15 protein-coding genes are annotated in these 20,502 nt (G+C 65.6%); 8 read left to right on the top strand and 7 right to left on the bottom strand.

Features of this window, described 5'->3' with window-relative positions:
- Nucleotides 1-17 precede the first annotated feature (17 nt).
- Genes ABFX19_RS01000 through ABFX19_RS00985 form a run of 4 tightly spaced genes read right to left on the bottom strand, consistent with a single transcriptional unit; the run spans nt 18 to nt 7,669 of the window.
- The gene (locus tag ABFX19_RS01000) at nt 18-800 is read right to left on the bottom strand and encodes an ABC transporter ATP-binding protein (protein ID WP_346027182.1); all 783 of its coding nucleotides are present in this window, start codon (nt 798-800) and stop codon (nt 18-20) included.
- Entirely contained in the window at nt 797-1,708 is a 912-nt protein-coding gene (locus ABFX19_RS00995) for an ABC transporter ATP-binding protein (RefSeq protein WP_346027181.1), read from the bottom strand. The genes ABFX19_RS01000 and ABFX19_RS00995 overlap by 4 nt, the downstream gene beginning before the upstream one ends.
- A gap of 10 nt (nt 1,709-1,718) precedes the next feature.
- A complete protein-coding gene (locus ABFX19_RS00990; RefSeq protein ID WP_346027180.1) occupies nt 1,719-4,454 on the bottom strand; it encodes an FtsX-like permease family protein in 2,736 nt (911 codons plus the stop codon).
- A complete protein-coding gene (locus ABFX19_RS00985; RefSeq protein ID WP_346027179.1) occupies nt 4,451-7,669 on the bottom strand; it encodes an FtsX-like permease family protein in 3,219 nt (1,072 codons plus the stop codon). The genes ABFX19_RS00990 and ABFX19_RS00985 overlap by 4 nt, the downstream gene beginning before the upstream one ends.
- A 319-nt stretch (nt 7,670-7,988) precedes the next feature.
- Between ABFX19_RS00985 and rplM the strand changes: the two genes are divergently transcribed.
- From rplM to ABFX19_RS00965, 4 genes are all read left to right on the top strand, one after another.
- The gene (gene rplM, locus ABFX19_RS00980; protein ID WP_056544112.1) at nt 7,989-8,432 is read left to right on the top strand and encodes a 50S ribosomal protein L13; all 444 of its coding nucleotides are present in this window, start codon (nt 7,989-7,991) and stop codon (nt 8,430-8,432) included.
- A gap of 39 nt (nt 8,433-8,471) precedes the next feature.
- On the top strand, nt 8,472-8,969 hold the full coding sequence (gene rpsI, locus ABFX19_RS00975; RefSeq protein WP_056544114.1) for a 30S ribosomal protein S9: 498 nt from the start codon (nt 8,472-8,474) through the stop codon (nt 8,967-8,969).
- Between the two features lie 200 nt (nt 8,970-9,169).
- Nucleotides 9,170-10,522, top strand: coding sequence for a phosphoglucosamine mutase (glmM, locus tag ABFX19_RS00970; protein WP_346027178.1), 1,353 nt, complete (start codon nt 9,170-9,172; stop codon nt 10,520-10,522).
- A gap of 194 nt (nt 10,523-10,716) precedes the next feature.
- Entirely contained in the window at nt 10,717-11,805 is a 1,089-nt protein-coding gene (locus ABFX19_RS00965; RefSeq protein ID WP_346027177.1) for a Fic family protein, read from the top strand.
- Between the two features lie 13 nt (nt 11,806-11,818).
- Here ABFX19_RS00965 and mscL read toward each other — a convergent pair whose 3' ends face one another.
- From mscL to coaA, 3 genes are all read right to left on the bottom strand, one after another.
- Complete coding sequence (mscL, locus tag ABFX19_RS00960; RefSeq protein ID WP_204531640.1) at nt 11,819-12,214, bottom strand: large conductance mechanosensitive channel protein MscL; 396 nt, start codon at nt 12,212-12,214, stop codon at nt 11,819-11,821.
- Nucleotides 12,215-12,301: 87 nt separating this feature from the next.
- Nucleotides 12,302-13,078: a M15 family metallopeptidase gene (locus ABFX19_RS00955; RefSeq protein WP_346027176.1), complete on the bottom strand. Its 777-nt coding sequence runs from the start codon at nt 13,076-13,078 to the stop codon at nt 12,302-12,304.
- A 161-nt stretch (nt 13,079-13,239) separates the two neighbouring features.
- On the bottom strand, nt 13,240-14,250 hold the full coding sequence (gene coaA / locus ABFX19_RS00950) for a type I pantothenate kinase (protein WP_428830998.1): 1,011 nt from the start codon (nt 14,248-14,250) through the stop codon (nt 13,240-13,242).
- 92 nt (nt 14,251-14,342) lie between these two features.
- Here coaA and glmS point away from each other — a divergent pair, with 92 nt between their 5' ends.
- The 4 genes from glmS (at nt 14,343) to glgX (ending at nt 20,488) form a co-directional block, all read left to right on the top strand.
- The gene (gene glmS, locus ABFX19_RS00945) at nt 14,343-16,283 is read left to right on the top strand and encodes a glutamine--fructose-6-phosphate transaminase (isomerizing) (RefSeq protein ID WP_346027174.1); all 1,941 of its coding nucleotides are present in this window, start codon (nt 14,343-14,345) and stop codon (nt 16,281-16,283) included.
- Between the two features lie 6 nt (nt 16,284-16,289).
- Nucleotides 16,290-16,661: a holo-ACP synthase gene (locus tag ABFX19_RS00940; RefSeq protein ID WP_277359686.1), complete on the top strand. Its 372-nt coding sequence runs from the start codon at nt 16,290-16,292 to the stop codon at nt 16,659-16,661.
- Nucleotides 16,662-16,671: 10 nt separating this feature from the next.
- Nucleotides 16,672-18,207 (top strand): NAD(P)H-hydrate epimerase, encoded by a 1,536-nt coding sequence (locus ABFX19_RS00935; RefSeq protein WP_346027173.1) that lies wholly within the window; start codon nt 16,672-16,674, stop codon nt 18,205-18,207.
- Nucleotides 18,208-18,301: 94 nt separating this feature from the next.
- Nucleotides 18,302-20,488, top strand: a complete 2,187-nt coding sequence (gene glgX, locus ABFX19_RS00930) for a glycogen debranching protein GlgX (RefSeq protein WP_277359170.1) — start codon at nt 18,302-18,304, stop codon at nt 20,486-20,488.
- Nucleotides 20,489-20,502 lie beyond the last annotated feature (14 nt).

Here is a 20,502-nt window from a genome sequence, read left to right as displayed (position 1 = left end):
CTTTTCCTGCGCCAGCGTCAGGATTTGCGGCGCCGTCGACCGCTGTAGGTGGCCGGTACTTCGATCATTTCCGACGCACTCGAAGGAGCTGAAACAGGGGCGGCGGACCGACCGCCCGCCCCCAGAATCCGCCCGTCGTGCAGCTCCAGAACCCGGTCCGCACGCTGCATCAGTAGCGGGTCGTGGGTGGAAACAATCGCAGCCACCTCATGACTGTGCACGAGGTCGCTGATGAGGTCCATCATGGTGCCGGCAGTCACGCTATCGAGCTGCCCGGTGGGTTCGTCAGCAATCAACACCTTCGGCCGGTTCGCCAGTGCCCGAGCCAGCCCAACACGCTGCTGCTGGCCGCCCGACAGCTCCGCCGGCCGCTGATGATGGTGCTTCCCCAATCCCACCAGCTCAAGCAGCTCATCCACCCGTGCCTGACGCTCGGCAGCGGGCATACCGACCAGACGCATTGGCACCTCGACGTTCTCCGCAGCAGTCAGGATGGGAATCAACCCAAACGACTGAAATACAAACCCGAGATGCGTCTGCCGCAACGTCACCCGATCCTGCTCCCGCATCGCCGTCAGCTCCAGATCCCCAACGAAGACCGTCCCGCTATCGGGTTCATCCAGCCCGCCGATACAGTTCAACAGCGTCGTCTTGCCCGAACCAGACGGACCCTTGACCACCAGCAGCTCACCCGGCGCAACCGACAACGACACATCCGTGCACGCATGCACAGCGCTCTCACCGGAGCCGTATGTCTTCGTCACGCCTTCCGCACGCAACGCGGGGGCAGCGGCACTCATGGTGTCTCCTCGGAAGCACCTGAAGCAGAAGGGCCATCAGCGGAAGCCGGCGTCACCCGCACATGATCCGGCTCCAACCCCAACCGCACACGATCCTTCATATCCAGGCTCTCCATAAACTCCTGCGGCAACTGCAACCGCCCCACACGATCAATCACAGCGAACTCCTCGGCAATCAGGTGCTCATCGCCGTCGTTATTCACGCCTGTCCGGCGCAGAGTCTCCGTAGAGCAGCGGCCGTCGCGGATCTGCACCGTGCGCTTTACGTGCTCGGACACGGTGGGATCGTGCGTGACAATCAGCGTCGTGGTACCCAGCTCCTCATTGACCCGTCGCATCGCCTCCAGCACTTCCGCGGAGGTGTGCTCGTCCAGCTCGCCGGTCGGCTCATCCGCCAGGATCACCTTCGGCTCATTCGACAGCGCGACGGCGAGAGCCACCCGCTGCTGCTCCCCGCCGGACATTTCCTGCGGCTTGCGGTTCCGGCAATGCGCCACCCCGGCCAGCTCGAGCAGCGAAGCCACCCGAGTGTCGGCATCCTTCCGGCGGGTGATGGCCATGGGCAGCGCCACGTTCTCTGCAGCGGTGAGGTAGGGCAACAGGTTCCGTGGCGTCTGCTGCCAGATGAACCCGACCGTCTCCCGCTGATACCGCGAACGCTCCTTGCGGCTGAGCCCCAGCAGATCCACGCCCGCCACCTGCGCCTTCCCGGCGGACGGACGGTCCAGGCCGGACAGGATGGTCAGCAGAGTCGACTTCCCAGAACCTGACGCGCCGACCAGAGCCGTCATCTCACCCGGCATGACCGTCAGGTTGAGCCCCTGAAGCGCCTGCACCTCGATGCCCTCACCCTTGAAGATGCGCACCACATCCTCACACAGGATGTGCGGCTGCCTTTCGTTTCCCACCGTTATCACCTCAGGTATCCGTCATTCGAAGAACCGCAGCCAACCGCTGCCGCCGACCAGCAGCCACAGCACCCGCCACCGAGAGAAGCACCACCACCACAAACCCAACCAGCAGGCCCAGCAACAGCAGGGGATTCAGTGCCAGCGCCGGCTCGGCAGCACCGCCGGTAAACGCCGACAGGTCAATCGCACCCAGAATGACCAGCGGCAGCACCAGCCCAAGAGCAGTCCCGGCCAGCACCGCAGCCCCGGTAATCGGCCCGAGCTCCCACAACATCAACGCACCATCGCGACGAGGCGGGAACCCCAGCGTACGCAGCAGCGCGATCAACCGGTTGCGGGCCGGCGCATTCACCACCGACGTCATGACGATTGTCAACGAACACAGCGCGGCCATCGCGCCGATCACCGCCCACAGCCCTAGCTGCAGTCCCCGCCCGGACGCCGATTCGAGCGTCTGCTCAACCTGCTGGTCCGGAGTCTGCTGCAAAACGGGCACGCCGGCGATGTCCGCAACTGCGTCCATGACAGCCTCAGAAGCAGCGCCATCGTGCAGGTCAGCCAAAAGCACGGACGGTTCAAACGTCCGCTCCTGCACAGAGCCGATTGCCTGCTCACCCACCAACATCCAGACCGACGACGCCGAGAACACCACGTCCTCCGGCCCAATGCCCACCACCTCCGCGTCCACCGACGTCCCGCGGTAACGCAGCTCAATAGCCGTACCTTCCGCAAGCTCCAGTGCAGGCGACGCGATTACAGGTAGAGCTCCATCCGAAGCATCGCCCTCCAACGCGTTCAGCAACGCCGGCGGGAACGCACCAGCGAGGTCCTCCTGGACACTCAACACCGCACCGGGATCGGCCGCGAGTAGGTTCACGTCCTTGGTTTGCCGGCCACCCGTCTCCGCGCGCAGGGTCCCCAGATCCGTCACCGCGGCCACCGACGCGACGCCCTCGACCGACCGGATCCCCTCAACCTGCTCCACCGAGAACGGCGGGCCCTGGACGCGGAGGTCAGCACCGACGTCGGCCTGTGCAGCATCGGTGACTCCCTCACTGAACGTCGACAACAGCACGCCGGAAAAGAGCACGACGGCGAGCCCCACGATCAGCGCCAGCACCGGCACCAACCCCGCACCAGGCGAGCGCACCGCACGCGACGCCCCCAGGAACCCGACCAGCCCGGGACCCCGCCGCCGAACCCGCGCGAACCACTCAAGCGGTACCGGATACAAACGCAGCACCAGCACGCACACGGCAAGCGCAATGAGCAGCGGCGTCGCCGACAGCAGCGGATCCACCTCGCCGTACTCCAACGCCCCCTGCGCCAGCCCCCGCTGCGTCAGCAGAACCGTGGCCATTCCAGCCAGCACGACGACGGCGGCCTCCGCACTCACGCGCCACCGGTTCCGTGCAGAGGCGCCAAGATCCTGCCGCAACGAAGCTTCCGGACGATGCTGGACCGCCATCAGCACTGCGGGCACAAAGGCCGCCAGCACCGGCCACAGCAGGTGCGCCGGCGAGAACGGCACGGGCACCAGCAGGAAAGCCGCCAGCGCACCGAGCACGGCAGCCGGGATGCCGAGCAGCAACCCGTCCAGCGCCAGGGCGCCGCGCAGTTGCCAGTAGCTGGCCCCGCGCGCCGACGCCAGAGCCAGCGCGCCCCGCCGTCGTTCGAGGAGAAGCCGTACCGCAAGGGCGGCGGTTGCCAGGCACACGCCAAGCGGCCCGGAAGCCAGCAGCGCGAGGATCTGGTTGGTCGACGCGGCACGCTGGGTGGCATCGGCTATCGCGTCGGGTGTTTCGGATCCGAAGACGACAGTGGTCGGCAACGGGGAGGTGGAGGGAACGGTGTGCGGCGTCCCGAGGAACTCACTTAGCTGCGCGGCGGTTTGCGGTGCTGTGCTGGCGGTCAGGGAGTCGGTGGACACCGGGTACCAGTAGGAGGTCTGCACATGGTCAGCCGCTCGCGAGAGGAACGGGAACGCCCTGGGGGAGACGAAGGCCGTTGCATTCACGGCCGTGCCGGTGTCCGGATTGAAGTCCTCGGCCGCTGAGAGCAGCGTGTTGTTCAGGCTCCAGTAGGGGGAATCGGGGTCCTTCGGCGCGTAGATGCCGCTCAGGACAATCGGCTGCGACCGCACCTCGTTGCCCTCATCGCCGGATTGACCCGGCAGGAAGACGGCGACATTCCGCTCCCCGCCGACCGGCCACTTCGCTGACGCGGCGGAGTCCCGCGAGAGGATAATTTCCACCGGATCCTCGCCGTACTGATCCGGCGGCGGCCCCGGCAGCGCGCCCTCCACCAGCTCGATGTGCTCGAGCGCCTGCACATCGACTGCGTAGTTCAGCACCAGTTCGCGGATACCGTCCGGCAGCGGCCCGATGCTCGAGTTGACGCCGGTAGCCAACCAGCGGCCGTTCCCGAGGACTGAGCCAAGCGGCTCGGCCAGGTCTTCCCGAATGGTGGCGAGCGCGTCCTCGGTGGCCCCGTCAATGTCCGTCTCGTCGAAGGCGCGGTCGAAGTCCTCAAGCGGCGGGAAGGACGTACTGAACGCGCGGACTGCCTGCTGGGATCCCGCGAGCTCGGACACCGATTCCTGCAGGTCCGCCGTATACATCGAGTCCACTGCACGCGGCCACGCGCACAGCAACGCCGAGACCACCAGCACAATCGACGCCACCAGCACCGAGGGCCAGCGGGAGTGCCGGAACTCGCGGCGCAACAGCCGGTACAGACTCACAGCGCATCCACCGCCAACGCCGGCGTGAGCGCCTGCCGCTTCACGCGCTCGCCGTAGAACCAGGCCGCAAGCACCAGGATCAGCACCTGCACCGCGAGCACGCCCAGCAACGGCACGACGGCGATCGACAGCGGCGCCCGCAGCGCCTCCGACGCATTAACCACCACCGCCTGCGCCAGCAGCGACACGGTTAGCGCCGCCACTCCCAGCCCTGTCAGCAGACCCAGTACGACGGCGGCACCTCCGACACTGAGCACCTCCCACCGGCGCCCGCGCACCTGGTCGCGGGCCTGCATGCCGAGCGCTCGCAGGACGGCCACCTCGGAGCGCCGGGATTGCACGAGGGTCACGATGCTGGCCGTCAACGCCGCACCGCCCACGAGCAGCGCTCCGATCGCGCCGATCCAGAGCGAGGTGGTTGCCGGTGCCAGAAAGCGTCCGATGAGTGAGTTGTCTGCCGTGGAGACGGTTGCGCCGGGTCCGGCCAGGCTGGCGGCAGCGCCGGCGGTGGCGGTCCGGTCCGTTGACGCGAGCCAGACTTCTCCCGGCCGCGGAGGAACGGGTGAACTGGCCAGCGACGCGTGACTGTAGGCCTGCAGATCCACCAGGACGGCGCTGCTCTCCGTGGTCCCGGGCAGTACGGGTGCAACCGCGGCAACGACGCCGTCGATCTCGACGCCGCCGGGACGCAGCGACACTGGGTCACCCACCGTCAGGTCGAGGTCCGCGAGCAGTTCAGTGGTGAAGGCCACCGGAAGAGGCGGCGCATCCTGAGCTCCGACCATGAGCCGGGCCTGCGCGGTGCCGAACGTTGAGCCCTCCTGGGGGAAACGCACGCCGACGCCCGTCTCCAGCGGCAGCACACCGGACTGCGCGGACCCGAACGCGGCGGACGCGAGCCGCAGGTCGGAATCCTCGGTGAACCGGCCCTGCCCGGTACCGATGCCGCCGTCGCTGGACACGCTCGTGATTTCGAGCTCGTAGCCGCGCGGGGCCTCGGACGGGTCCAGGGCGATGTCCACGGCTGTGATTGCTGCCGGGCGCAAGTCCTCGGGCAGCGGAAAGGACAGGGAATGCGCCTGGTTCCCGGAACCGGACAGAACGAGCGTGCCGGCTGGCACAGGCACCAGGAGCCCGGCCTCCGAGCGGATCCAGACGGTGACGGAGGCAGAGCGGGCGGCAGCGCCGTCGTCGTCCGGTGTTTCCGAGGTGCCGCGCGAGGTGAACTGCAGACGGACCTGGGTGGCGGACGGCGTCAGGGCCAGCGCGGGTTCGGGGACGGGGGACTCGAAGGCCAGCGCGCCCGCAAGCTCTCCGACGTTCACCAGGTTGGCGCCGTCGTCCAGGAGCCCCGGCAGCGATCCGGCATCAACGGCGAGCAGGGGAGCGGTGATCGATGCCAGCCGCGCTTCGCCCCGGTAAGCGAGGGAGGCCGCGGTCACCGCCTCACGTTCGGCGAAGGTGTTCAGGGCCGGAACGTCATCAGCGGACCGGATGACCAGCGGACCGGGCACCGCGACACGCACGTCCGAACCATTGCCCAGCTGGGATGCCGCTTCCTGGGACCGGCTGGTGGTCTGCGCATACGCGGCAGTGAACGTGGCGGTGCCCACCGTGACGGTGACCAGCGCGATCGGAATCACGTAGGACGCGATCCGCCGGGAGACCTGCCGCGCCGCCAACGGCACTCCGAGGGTGGCGCGGGAGGACGTCCGGCGCTCTACCCGGCGCGCCAGCCACGCGGTGATGACCAGGGCCAGCGCGGTCCCGGACAGGAGCAGCAGGGCAGGAGCGGGAGCGGCGAGCGGGTTGACCTTGAGGGTGCCGCTGCCGGACTCTACCAGCGGCGACCGGTACAGCAGGAACTGCCAGAGCGAGAGCGCGGTCGCAGCAACGAGCAGCGCCAGCACGCCGAAGGAGGCCACCCGTGCCGTACGCGCTGCATCTCCGCCCGGACTGTGCTCACGCAGAGCGTCGAGCACCGCAACCGCGACGAACACCAGCGCCGTGATCCCCGCGCACAACACCGGCACGCTCCAGCTGGCCGAGGCGAACTCACCCATTCCCTCGACATACTCTGTCTCACTGCCGGTGGAAAGCAACGGACCCAGCACGACGGCGGCAACCCACCCGAGCAGGCAACCCGCGACGGCCAGCGGCACCACTTCGAAAGCGGCGACGGCGGCGCGCTGACCCGTCGTGGAGCCGCGGGCACTGATCAACTTGTCCTCCACAGCACGCGTATCGGCCAGGAGCCGCGCGAACTGCACCACCGTCACCGCACTCAGCGCCACCAGCAGAAGCAGGGCAATGGGAAGGACAGCCCGGACCGACTGCGTTGCATCCGCCGCGGAAGCCAGCAGGCCGCCGAGTTCACCGGACGGGATCACGCCGCCGTCGTTGATTGCTGGATCGCCGCTCAGCCGCTGCGGCAGCTGGCGCAGCCCCTCAGCCAGCCGGGACAGCTCCGCCGCTGAGACCGAGTCCGCATCCACCGTGAACACCCACTGGACTTTCGGCTCACCACTCAGCGCAGGAATGGTCTGCGGAGGAACGACGACGGCGGTGGGCACCGATTCCGCGCCCTGGACGGGCACCGGGTCGAGGAAGGCGGCGTCCGGGCCCACGGGATTCAGGGTTGCCACCAGCTCGAGCCGGACCGTTCCCTCAGCACCCTCCACGGCGAACGTGTCACCCACGGCGAGGCCGAGGGATTCCGCGGTCGAAGTCTCCAGGGCAGCGGGAATGGGGCCGGTTCTGTTGAGTTCACTAGCGGCACCCGACGTGAGTGGTGCGAGCGAGCCGGCTGCCGGCGTCGTCGTCGGTGTCCAGCCGACCGGCAGGAAGGTGAGGTCAGCCGGGAGGTTGGTGGCGCTGCCGCCGGAGGGCACCAGCGGGCGGGGCGGTGAATACGGTGCGATGGAGATGGAGAGGCCGTTGGGAAGTCCCAGTTCGGCGAAAGCGGCTTCGGCGGCTGCCTGCTGCGCAGCGGCGTCGTCAGCGATGGTGGTGTGGATGCGGAAGAAGCCCTGCGCGCCGGAGGCTGAGGCCCCGGAAGCTGAGGCGAGGGAGCGCAGTGCCTCCGTTGCGGCCAACTGGGTGAAGCCGCTGATGCCGGCGAGGACCGCCGTCAGCACTGCGAGGGTCAGCGCAATAATGGCCAGAAGGCTGCGGCGGGCGGCAGAACGGCGCGACGCAAGTTGGACCAGCCGCACTCTTCGCCCTACCCCCTAGATGAACCTCCTGCCATCCTATGCTGATGGGTATGGCTGACGTGTTTTGACCCGGGGGTCACGTCCGCGCTAACCTTGAGAGTCGTTGTGCGTATCCCATCTCGATATGTCCATGCCCGCGTGCGGCTCAGTTGCAGAGCTACCTGGTCCGCGGATATGGCCGAGAACCCAGGGATCACCGGTGTAGCTTTCAGTCCTCACCTGAAGTTCCGGTAACGCATGCATCAGCTGCGTTGGCATCTGGAGGTCATTCTCCACGTGTGCCAGCGTCACCGTAGAACAAGAAACGAAGGCAAAAACCGTGCGTACGTACACCCCGAAGCCCGGCGACATCAACCGCCAGTGGCACGTCATTGACGCCACCGACGTTGTCCTAGGCCGTCTTGCCAGCCAGACCGCAACACTGCTGCGCGGAAAGCACAAGCCGACCTTTGCCCCCCATATGGATATGGGCGACTTCGTCATCATCATCAACGCTGAGAAGGTTGCCCTCACCGGCGCCAAGCTCGAACAGAAGCGTGCCTACCGCCACTCCGGTTTCCCGGGTGGACTGAAGTCCGTCAACTACGCAGAGCTGCTGGAGAAGAACCCGGTACGCGCTGTGGAGAAGGCCATCAAGGGCATGCTGCCCAAGACCTCCCTCGCTGCCCAGCAGATCGGCAAGCTGAAGGTTTACCGCGGTGCAGAGCACCCGCACGCGGCCCAGCAGCCCCAGACTTTCGAAATCACCCAGGTCGCTCAGTAGTCCTGGCCACCACAGACTAAGAATCACTCAAGGAGAACCGTGGCTCAGAACACTGAAGAGCTGAATGAACCAACCGAGGAGCTCACCAGCTACACCTCGGAATCGTCGGCCGTCTCGGACGCGCCCGTCAAAGAGCGCCCCGCGCTGACCGTAGGCGGCGCCGCTGTGGGCCGTCGCAAGGAAGCTGTTGCACGCGTCCGCGTCACACCGGGAAGCGGCAAGTGGATTGTCAACGGCCGCGAGCTGTCTGACTACTTCCCCAACAAGCTGCACCAGCAGGAAGTCAACGATCCGTTCAAGCTCCTCGAGCTCGACGGCGCGTATGACGTCATTGCACGCATCCACGGCGGTGGCCCTTCCGGCCAGGCCGGTGCACTGCGCCTCGGTGTTGCCCGCGCGCTCAACGAGATTGACCGCGAGAACAACCGCCCCGCCCTCAAGAAGGCAGGCTTCCTGACTCGTGACGCCCGCGTCATCGAGCGCAAGAAGGCCGGTCTCAAGAAGGCACGCAAGGCGCCTCAGTATTCCAAGAGGTAAAAATCGCCTACCCCAGGAATACCGCTGGCGCGTTATTCCTGGGTCCCCTCGGCGATTTTTCGCTCTTGGCTCCACAAGCGCTGATTTCACCAGCTTCACCCGTTACGCCCGCTCGGCTGCTGCCGGGCGGGCGTAACGCTCTAACAGCGTTCTTCGACGCTTCCCGGGTGCGGGACTTTTCTCCCTTAGGATGAACCACGATGACTAGATTATTTGGGACCGATGGCGTCCGCGGTCTGGCGAACGGCCTCCTCACCGCAGAACTCGCTTTGCAGCTTGCCCAGGCAGCGGCCGTGGTGCTGGGGCATCAGCAATCCGATGGCAGGCGCCCCACCGCCGTCATCGCGCGGGATCCGCGTACCAGTGGCGATTTCATTGCCGCTGCCGTGGAAGCCGGCCTGGCGAGTGCCGGCGTCGACGTTTTTGACGCGGGCGTCCTTCCCACACCGGCTGCGGCTTTCCTCGTTGCTGACCTGAACGCTGACTTCGGGGTCATGATCTCCGCCTCCCATAACCCGGCGCCGGACAACGGCATCAAGTTCCTGGCGCGCGGCGGCAAAAAGCTCGACGACGCCCTCGAAGATGCGATCGAATCCGAACTCCTCGCACCCCGGCACCGCCCCGTTGGGCCGGACGTCGGCCGCATCCAGCGCTTCGCCGATGCTGAGGACCGCTACGTGGTCCACCTCCTTCAGTCACTACCGCACCGGCTCGACGGCCTCAAAGTGGTGCTGGATTGCGCCAACGGCGCGGCCAGTGGCTGCTCACCCCAGGTGTTTTCCGACGCCGGCGCGGACATCGTGGTCATCGGCGCTGACCCGGACGGTAACAACATCAACGAGGGCTGCGGTTCCACCCACCTCGAAATGCTGCAGGCCGCGGTGCTGGAACACGGCGCAGACCTCGGTATTGCGCACGACGGCGACGCCGACCGCTGCCTCGCCGTGGACCACGAGGGCACCGTGGTGGACGGCGACCAGATCATGGCGATCATGGCAGTTGCCCTCAACTCGGCCGGGCGCCTGAAAGACGGCACACTGGTGGCCACCGTGATGAGCAACCTCGGCCTGAAGCTCGCTCTGCGGGAAGCCGGAATCACCTTGCGTGAGACTGCGGTGGGGGACCGCTATGTTCTTGAAGGCATGCGCGACGGCGGCTTCAGCCTCGGCGGCGAACAGTCCGGACACGTCATCTTCGCTGACTACGCAACCACTGGCGACGGCGTTCTGACCGGCCTGCAGTTGGCGGCGCAGGTCGCGTTGACCGGCCGCAGCCTGAAGGAACTGTCGACCGTCATGACCAAGCTTCCCCAGGTGCTGATCAACGTCAAGGGCGTGGACAAGTCGAGTGTGAACAGCGACGACGAGGTGCAGCGTGCGGTCCGCGACGCCCAGGAATCCCTCGGGGAAACCGGCCGCGTACTGCTGCGCCCCTCCGGCACCGAGCCGGTTGTCCGCGTGATGGTTGAGGCCGCCGACATGGTTACGGCCGAGCGCACTGCCGAGACCCTCGCCGGGATTGTGCAACATCAGTTGGCGCTCGAACCCGCTTAGGCCTCCCTGCTCCGTCTAAACATGGATAGCGGATTGACTATTCATGTTTAGTGGGTGAAACATGAACAACATGAAGCATGTTCTGGGTTCTACGGCGAGCCGGTAACCGGATGTGGCCAGCGCATAATTACGAGAAGCGGCCGTGGAGGTTTTCCGGGAGACCGCCGCGGGAGGATCGGCTCTTCGCGGAGGTGGTGGTATCCCTGCCGCCACTGATCGCCGCTCAGGATTACTACCCGGAAAAGGACACACTGGTCGCGCTGGAGGAGGCCGCCGTTGCTGTCGCTTCCCTGGACGCTACTTCCGGCGCACGCATGGCGGCGATCAGCGGTTTTCTCCTCGGGAGCGAGTCTGTCTCTTCCTCGAAGATTGAACATGTAGAAGCGCCACGGGATGACTACGCGCGGGCAGCAATCGGGATTAAAGCCAGCGCGAACGCCCGTTCAATGGTCGCTGCCACAGACGCCATCCAAGCCATGATCGACGGAGCCGGCTCCACGGGCACGATCTCGGTGGATCAGATATTGAAGGCGCACCACCTGCTCATGAAGGACGATCCGGTCGACTTCACGTACGCCGGCCGCTTTCGCGATGTCCAGAACTGGATCGGCGGTTCTGACTACTCTCCGCGCAACGCCATTCATGTTCCCCCTCCGCCGGAACTCGTCGACGACCTCATGGCCGACCTGATTGTATTCAGCAACAGGGTCGACCTGCCGGTCATAGCCCAGGCAGCCATTGCACACGCTCATTTCGAGTCCGTGCACCCATTCACCGACGGCAACGGCAGGATCGGGCGTGCCCTCATCGGCGCTGTCTGCCGCCGCCGTCGGCTGACCACCGGGACCGTTACCCCCATCGCTTCCGCCATGGTCGCCGACGTTCAGCAGTACTTCGATCTGGTCAATGCCTACAGAACCGGCGATGTCGACCCGTTCGTGAAGTACCTGGCGGTCTCGGCGGTAAGGGCGACTGACGCAGCCCGCGCATCGATTGCCGAGCTGGAAGAGCTACCCGGTATCTGGGAGGAAGCCGCAAAGCCTCGGCGCGGTTCAGCTGATGAGAAAATCATCGCTGCCCTGCTGGAGCACCCGGTCCTCGAAGCGCACACTGCTGCCCACATCGCAGGTGTCACCCTGAACGCCGTCTATGCCAGCTTGGATCGGCTGACAGAAGCCGGAGTAATCGCCCCCATTACCCGAAGCAAGCGGGACCGAGCCTGGGCGGCGACCGAGGTGCTCGACGAGGTTGATCGGCTGAACGCGCGCTTGGCAGGCAAGTAAGGTACGGCAGTAGCTAGACGGAACGCTGCTTGAGGCTGTCGCGGATCTCGGTCAGGAGCGCAACCTGCGGGTCAACCTCTTCGACCTTCTCCTCCAGGTTCAGTTTGCGGTCGCGCCGCTCGATCAGCTTGTTCATCGGCATGACGATTACGAAGTAGACAGCAGCGGCGATCAGGAGGAAATTCACGACGGCGGTGAGGAACATCCCGAACAGGATCTCGTTGCCGTTGATGGTCACCTTCGCAAAATCGTCGAAGTTGGGTGCGCCGACCAGCGCTGAAATCAAGGGCATGAGGATGTTCTCGACGAGCGATTTCACCACCGCCCCGAACGCGGCACCGATAACCACGGCAACAGCCAGGTCAATGACGTTGCCCTTCATGATGAAGTTTTTGAATCCGTTGATCATGGGTTCAGGTTACGGGAAGATTTGCGCAGATCAGGTGAGCCCGACGGGCGTGCAAGTCGCGCGAGCTGCGCAAAAGTTCGGGGTACATCAGTAGCCGGGCGCCGGTGGCAGGTTGAAGTACTCCTCGAGGGTTGCCACACCGTCCTTCCGCATGGCCTGCGCCAGCTCAACGCTAACGTACCGGTAATGCCAGGCCTCGCCGGAGAACCCGGTGATGCCCTCCGCCCCCAACGGATACCTCAGGATGAACCCGAACCGGTGCGCGTTGGCTGCCATCCACTGACCTGCGGGAGTGTCGGCGAAGCAGGAGGAGAGGGTGCACGCGCCGTCGTCCTGGCCCACATCGAAGGCGAGCCCCGTCTGGTGTTCGGAGAACCCGGCGCGCGCCGAGATGCGGTCAGCTGCTGCCGTGTCACCGCCGTACTGCGCCACCCAGTGTTCATAGGTCGAGACCTGGTCCTGGAAGGACCGGTACCCGCTGACCAGGGTGAGGCTCACGCCGTCGCTCGCTGCAGTTGCAAACATCTCCTCCACAGCGGCAGCGGTGTCACCACGCAGCAGGGCATTAGGCTCGGCCACGGCCAGCGGGACCGCGGGCAGTACCAGACCGGAAGGAAAGTAGTCGATCGGGTTGATCGGCCGTTGCTTGTTGACGACGACGCTCACCGAGGTTGGGTCGCCCAGCTCGGTTGGCTCTGGAGGCGGTGCAGCAACTGGAGGCGGCGGAGAGGGAGAAGCCGCAACACTCGGCGCGGCGGTGGGTTGCGCTGGTGGCGTCTCGGGGACCACCGACGGAGCAGAAGTTTCAACGGGAGCGGGTGCACGCTGTCCCGGGGCGGGAATGGTGCCGGGGGTCTGGGACACGGCCGGAGAAGGCGGAACTGAAGAAGCGGGCGGAACCGATGACGCAGGCGCGGAGGCGGGGTTGTCCGCTGCAGGTGGCGGCGTACCGCAGGCTGACAGCGCGACGAGGAGCACCGCCGTCGTCATCCAGCTGGATGGGGTGCGGTGCCGCCGCGGTTTCGTCAGGTTTTTCGTAGCAGCATTCTTCGGATCGAGTGGTCGGCTTCCTTGGTGAGGACCAGGGTGGCGCGGCCGCGGGTGGGAAGGACATTGGCCATCAGGTTCGGCTCGTTGATGCGGTGCCAGATGCCAAGCGCGGTCTCGCGGGCCTCCTCGTCGGTGAGTGAGGCGTACCGGTGGAAATACGACTCCGGGTTGGCGAAGGCGCCGCTGCGCAGCGATTGGAAACGCTGGACGTACCACTCCTCAATATAGGAGGTTTTCGCGTCCACGTAGATAGAGAAATCGAAGAAATCGCTGAGCGCGAGGCCGGAGCGCCCGTCCGCCCTCATGCGCGCCGGCGCAAGGACGTTCAGGCCCTCCACAATCAGCACGTCCGGCCTGCGCACCACCACTTCACGACCAGGCACGATGTTGTAGGTCAGGTGCGAATACCAGGGGGCGCGGACCTCCTCGGCGCCGCTCTTGACCTCACTGACGAAGCGCAGCAGACGACGGCGGTCGTAGGACTCCGGGAAACCCTTCCGCTGCATCAGGCCGCGCCGTTCCAGTTCCTCGTTGGGGTAGAGGAAGCCGTCCGTGGTGATCAGCTCAACGTTGGGGGTGCCGGGCCAGCGGCGAAGGAGCTCGCGCAGCACGCGGGCAGTGGTGGACTTGCCGACCGCCACCGAACCGGCAACGCCGATGACGAACGGCGTCCGCGTGGTGGTCTCACCGAGGAAGGTATTGGTGGCGGCATGCAGTTCACCGGCGGCGGCTACATAGAGCGAGAGCAGCCGGGACAGTGGAAGGTAGACCTCGCGCACCTCGTCAAGGTTGAGGGCGTCTCCCAGGCCGCGCAGACGGAGGATGTCCTCGACGTTGAGCGGCGACTCGATCTCATTGGACAGCCGCGACCACGTCTGACGCTCGAGTTCAACGAACGGGGTGACACCGGCATCCACCGTCGCTGTGGGCCCGGTACCGGGAGATTGCTCACTCACCCTGTGAATTCTGCCCCCTGACCAGGACATTAACAAACGGATAGCGGCCTCTCCGGTGAGCTGCACCACGCCTGAACTTCGCGGCGCAAAGGAAGGAGTGCTCGGCAGGTACGCTTAAGCCCATGTGTGGAATCGTAGGATACGTAGGCCGGAACAACGGCGCATCACTGAACAGCGCGGTACTCGAGGACGTCGATTCAAACGGCAGTCACGGCGCCCTTGACGTTGTCATGGAGGGCCTGCGCCGGCTCGAATACCGCGGCTATGATTCCGCGGGCGTTGCAGTCCTGACGGAATCCGGCATCCAGTCGCGCAAGAAATCCGGCAAGCTGACCAACCTTATTGCCGAGCTTCAGGAAGCGCCCCTTCCTGATTCACTGACGGGAATCGGCCACACCCGCTGGGCCACCCACGGCGGCCCGACAGACCAGAACGCACACCCCCACCTGGCCGACGACGGCCGGCTGGCGATGATCCACAACGGCATCATCGAAAACTTCGCAGAACTCAAGGCCGAGCTTCTCGACGCCGGTGCCACCTTCATCTCCGACACCGACACCGAGGTTGCCGCCGTACTGCTGGGCAGCATCTACCGCCGCCTGGCGGACGCCGACGCCGGTTCAGGTTCCGGTTCCGAGGACACGCTGACCCGGGCAATGCAGGAAGCCAGCCAGCGCCTCGAAGGCGCCTTCACGCTGCTGGCCATCCACCAGGACGCCCCCGACGTCGTTGTGGCCTCTCGCCGCAACTCGCCGCTGGTTGTGGGCCTGGGCGAGGGCGAGAACTTCCTCGGCTCGGACGTCTCGGGCTTCATTGACTTCACCCGCCGCGCAGTGGAGCTGGGCCAGGACCAGGTGGTCACCATCACCCCGGACGCGGTTGCAATCACCGACTTTTTCGGCGCTCCCGCCGAGGGCAAGGAATTCCACGTCGATTGGGACGCCGCTGCCGCGGAAAAGGGCGGTTATGACTCCTTCATGGAGAAGGAAATCAATGACCAGCCCGACGCCGTTGGGCAGACGCTGCTGGGCCGCACCGACGCCAAGGGAAACCTGGTACTGGATGAACTCCGCATTGACGAGTCAATTCTGCGCTCGGTGGACAAGATTGTTGTCCTCGCCTGCGGAACCTCTGCCTACGCCGGCTCGGTGGCCAAGTACGCCATTGAACACTGGTGCCGTATCCCCACCGAGGTGGAGCTCTCCCACGAGTTCCGCTACCGGGACCCCATCGTCAACGAGAAGACCCTCGTGGTTGCCATCTCCCAGTCCGGCGAGACCATGGACACCCTCATGGCGGTCCGCTACGCCCGCGAACAGGGCGCCAAGGTGGTTGCCATCTGCAATACCAATGGGTCCACCATCCCGCGTGAATCGGACGCCGTGCTGTACACCCACGCGGGGCCGGAAATCGCTGTGGCATCCACCAAGGCCTTCCTGGCGCAGATCACCGCCGCCTACCTGCTCGGCCTCTACCTTGCCCAGCTGCGCGGCAACAAGTTCCGCGACGAGATCAACGCCGTCCTGAGCGATCTCAACGAGATGCCCGCCAAGATCCAGCAGGTGCTCGACAACGCGGATGCCGTCAAGAAGCTCGGCCGGGACATGGCAGATGCCAAGTCCGTGCTCTTCCTGGGCCGCCACGTCGGGTTCCCGGTGGCCATGGAGGGCGCGCTCAAGCTCAAGGAACTCGCTTACATCCACGCCGAGGGTTTCGCTGCCGGTGAGCTCAAGCACGGCCCCATCGCGTTGATCGAGGAGGGCCAGCCTGTCGTCGTCGTGCTGCCGTCCCCGCGCGGCCGCGACTCCCTGCACTCCAAGGTGGTCTCCAACATCCAGGAGATTCGCGCCCGCGGTGCGGTCACCATTGTGATTGCCGAGGAGGGCGACGAATCCGTGGCAGCGTTCTCCCAGCACGTCATCCACGTGCCGCAGACCTCCACGCTCCTGGCGCCCCTGCTCACCACGGTTCCGCTGCAGATCTTCGCCCTTGAACTGGCATCAGCCAAGGGTTATGACGTTGACCAACCCCGTAACCTGGCCAAGTCCGTCACGGTCGAGTAGGCGCCGATGATCATTGGTATCGGCGTAGACGTTGTGGACGTAGCCCGGTTCGAGCGCCAGGTCGAGCGCACACCCGGGTTGCGCGAGCGATTGTTCGTTGCGGCGGAGCGCGGGCTCAACACCCGCTCGCTGGCCGCCCGCTTCGCCGCGAAGGAAGCTGTGGCCAAGGCGCTCGGAGCACCGGCGGGCATGAACTGGCAGGACTGCTGGATAGGCCTCGACGCCAACGGCAGCCCCACGGTCCAGGTTTCCGGGACGGTCCAGGCCGTTGCGGATGCACGCGGAGTGAACCGCTGGCACCTCTCACTCAGCCACGACGGCGGGGTAGCAACCGCCATGGTGGTTGCCGAGGGGGAATATCCGGGGGCCACCCGGTAGGATTCTAAGCATGCTTAGTGCTTATACCGGGAATCAGGTCCGGGCAGCGGAATCCCCGCTGCTCGAGGCGGGTCTCGGCGGTGAGCTGATGCAGCGTGCTGCGCACGGCCTCGCACAGGCCTGCGTTGGGGAACTGCACGCAACGGGCGGCACCTACGGACGCGCCGTCGTCGTACTGGTTGGCAGCGGCAACAATGGGGGAGACGCGCTCTACGCCGGCGCCCGCCTGCAGCAGCGGGGAGCAGGCACGACGGCGGTACTCACCTCGGATCGCGTGCATACCGATGCTCTGGCCGCCTTCCGCGCCGCGGGCGGGCGGGTTGAACGGCTCACCGGGAACCTCGACCGCATCGCTGAGCGCGTCACCGCGGCCGACCTCATTCTTGACGGCATTCTCGGCACTGGGGGAGTCGGCGGACTGCGCGGCGAGGCGGCCGAGCTGGTCACGAAGGTCAATGTTCGCGGAACCTCCGGCCGGGTTGTGGCGTGCGATGTTCCGAGCGGAGTCAACGCAGACACCGGCGCTGCCTCCGGCGAAGTATTGGCAGCCGATCTCACGGTGACCTTCGGCGGCCTGAAGTCCGGGTTGCTGGTTGGTGCCGGGGCGCGGCTGGCGGGACGCGTCACCACCATCGACATCGGCCTCGGCGACACGCTGGCCGAGCCCAGCCTCTACTCGCTGGAGCCGTCGGAATTCCACCTCCTTTATTCCCAGCCGCAACCGGCCGACCACAAGTACAGCCGTGGTGTTCTCGGCATCGCAGCCGGTTCGGGGATGTACCCCGGAGCGGCCGTGCTTGCCACGGGCGCAGCGCTGGCTACCGGCGTTGGAATGGTTCGCTTCCTCGGCCCGGACGCGGTGACCACCCTCATCAACACCGTCCATCCTGAGGTGGTGTGCTCCCACGGTTCGGTTTCCGAGTCTCATGTCCAGGCGTGGCTCGTGGGCCCGGGTGCCGCCGAGGATCCGGGGCAGCGGCAGCGGGCCCGCGATGCCATTACCTCCGGATTGCCTGCTGTGGTTGACGCCGGAGCGCTCCCGCTGCTGCCGGAGACCGTCGGCAGCCACGTCATCCTCACGCCCCACGCGGGCGAGTTGGTGGCGCTGTTCGAACGGCGCGGGAAAAGCGTGGAACGGGAAGCCATCGAGGCAGCGCCTCTCGACTCTGCCCGCCGTGCCGCCGAGGCGACCGGCGCCACCGTCCTGCTGAAGGGCAACACCACGGTGGTGGCAGCACCGGACGGCACGGTCTTCAGCCAGACCAACGCCACGCCGTGGCTCGCCACAGCAGGCTCGGGCGATACCCTCGCTGGGATCCTTGGCGCGCTGGTTGCCACCAACACGAAGCATGACGACGCCGGCGCATCGCTGGGGCTGCCGCCGTCGTCGCGCTGGGCAGCGCTTGCAGCAGCAGCTGCGATGCTGCATGGTTTGGCCGGTCAACGCGCTGCGAAGCGCGGGCCGATTGTGGTGAGTGAGCTGCCACGCCATGTCCGGCTGGTTATCCACGAGCTGTTGCGGGACCCGCCCCGCGCTGACCAATAACTTACGTTCACCAAAATGTCAGATCCCTGCGCTATGAAAAGATGCAGGAGACGGCCCGAGCACATCGGGTGACACAAACAAGCAAGGAGCACATATGGAACTGTGGCCAGGAGATGCCTATCCGCTGGGGGCAACCTATGACGGCACGGGGACCAATTTCGCGCTCTACAGTGAGATTGCCGAGAAAGTGGAACTCTGCCTCATCCATGATGATGGCACCGAAACCCGCGTGGCCCTGAAGGAAGTGGACGGGTATGTGTGGCACGGATACCTGCCGCAGGTTGCTCCGGGGCAGAAGTATGGTTACCGCGTCCACGGCCCCTACAACCCAGCCGAGGGCCACCGCTGCAACCCCAACAAGTTGCTGCTCGACCCCTACGCCAAGGCCATCCACGGCGAGATGGACTGGGACCAGGCGTTGTTCAGCTACAACTTCGGTGACGAGACCTCCTATAACGACGAGGATTCGGCATCACACATGATGCTCGGCGTGGTCATCAACCCGTTCTTCAACTGGGACGGCGACCGGATGCCGCGCACCCCGTACCACCAGTCCGTGATCTACGAGGCGCACGTCAAGGGGCTTACCCAGCTGCATCCGGAGATCCCCGAAGAGCAGCGCGGCACCTACGCCGCAATCGCGCATCCGGCGATCATCGCCCACCTGCAGAAGCTGGGGGTGACGGCCATCGAGCTGATGCCCGTGCACCAGTTCGTCAATGACAGCACCCTGCAGGAAAAGGGCCTCTCCAACTACTGGGGCTACAACACCATCGGATTCTTCGCGCCGCATAACGCCTACGGTTCCTCGGGGGATGAGGGCGAGCAGGTCCAGGAATTCAAGGCGATGGTGCGTGAACTGCACCTTGCCGGTATCGAGGTGATCCTCGACGTCGTCTACAACCACACGGCCGAGGGAAACCACATGGGGCCCACCCTGTCGATGCGGGGCATCGACAACTCGGCGTACTACCGCCTGGTTGAGGATGACAAGCAGTACTACATGGACACCACGGGAACCGGCAACTCACTGAACGTAGGACACCCCCATGCCCTGCAGTTGCTGATGGACTCGCTGCGGTACTGGGTGACCGAGATGCACGTTGACGGCTTCCGCTTCGACCTTGCCTCAGCGCTTGCCCGCGAATTCTACGAGGTGGACCGGCTCGCAACGTTCTTCGAACTCGTCCAGCAGGATCCGATCGTCTCCCAGGTCAAGCTCATCGCGGAGCCGTGGGACGTTGGTCCCGGCGGCTACCAGGTGGGCAACTTCCCGCCGCAGTGGACCGAGTGGAACGGCAAGTACCGGGACACGGTGCGGGATTTCTGGCGCGGCGAGCCCTCGAGCATCGGCGAGTTCGCCTCGCGGCTGACCGGCTCTGCAGACCTGTATGAGCACTCGGCACGCCGACCGGTGGCCTCCATCAACTTCGTCACCGCCCATGACGGCTTCACCCTGCGGGATCTGGTTTCCTACAACGAGAAGCACAATGAGGCCAACGGCGAGGACAACAACGACGGCGAGTCCCACAACCGTTCCTGGAACTGCGGTGAGGAAGGGCCTTCGGATGATCCGGTAGTGCAGTCCCTGCGCGCGCGCCAGCAGCGGAACTTCATTGCCACGCTCCTGCTCTCGCAGGGTGTACCGATGATCTCCCACGGCGATGAACTCGGCCGCACTCAGGAGGGCAACAACAACACCTACTGCCAGGATTCGGAGCTGTCCTGGGTGCACTGGGACAACCTGGACCAGCCGCTGCTCGAATTCACCGCCGCCGTGAACCGGCTCCGTTCCGAGCATCCTACGTTCCGGCGCCGTCGGTTCTTCGACGGACGTCCTGTGCGCCGCGGCGAGGGCGAGGCCCTGCCGGACATCGTCTGGCTGGATACCGCAGGTGATCTCATGGCGCCCGAGGACTGGGACTCCGGATTTGGGCGCTCCATCGGCGTCTTCCTCAACGGGCAGGGAATTCACGGGCGCGATCAGCGTGGCCAGCGGATCACTGACCTGAACTTCCTGCTGTACTTCAACGCCAATGATGAACCGGTGACCTTCACGATTCCCTCGGCTGAGTACGGGCCCATGTGGGACGAGGTCATCGACACCGCCGGCGTGTACGCGGACTCCGAGCCCATCCCCGCGGGAGGGACGGTGACCGTGGAGGCCAAGTCCATGGTCGTCCTGCGTGCCCATGAGGAAGCCGAAGATCTGGACCACTCGGTTGCCGCGTCACTGGCAATCCTCGCAAACGAGAACACCGGGAAGACAACCGCCCCGTAAAGGCTTGTCCAACC

This window comes from Arthrobacter parietis, assembly GCF_039530425.1.
Taxonomy (GTDB): domain Bacteria; phylum Actinomycetota; class Actinomycetes; order Actinomycetales; family Micrococcaceae; genus Arthrobacter_D; species Arthrobacter_D parietis.
Note: the sequence above shows the minus strand (reverse complement) of the source record. Positions and strands in the feature narration are given on the sequence as shown.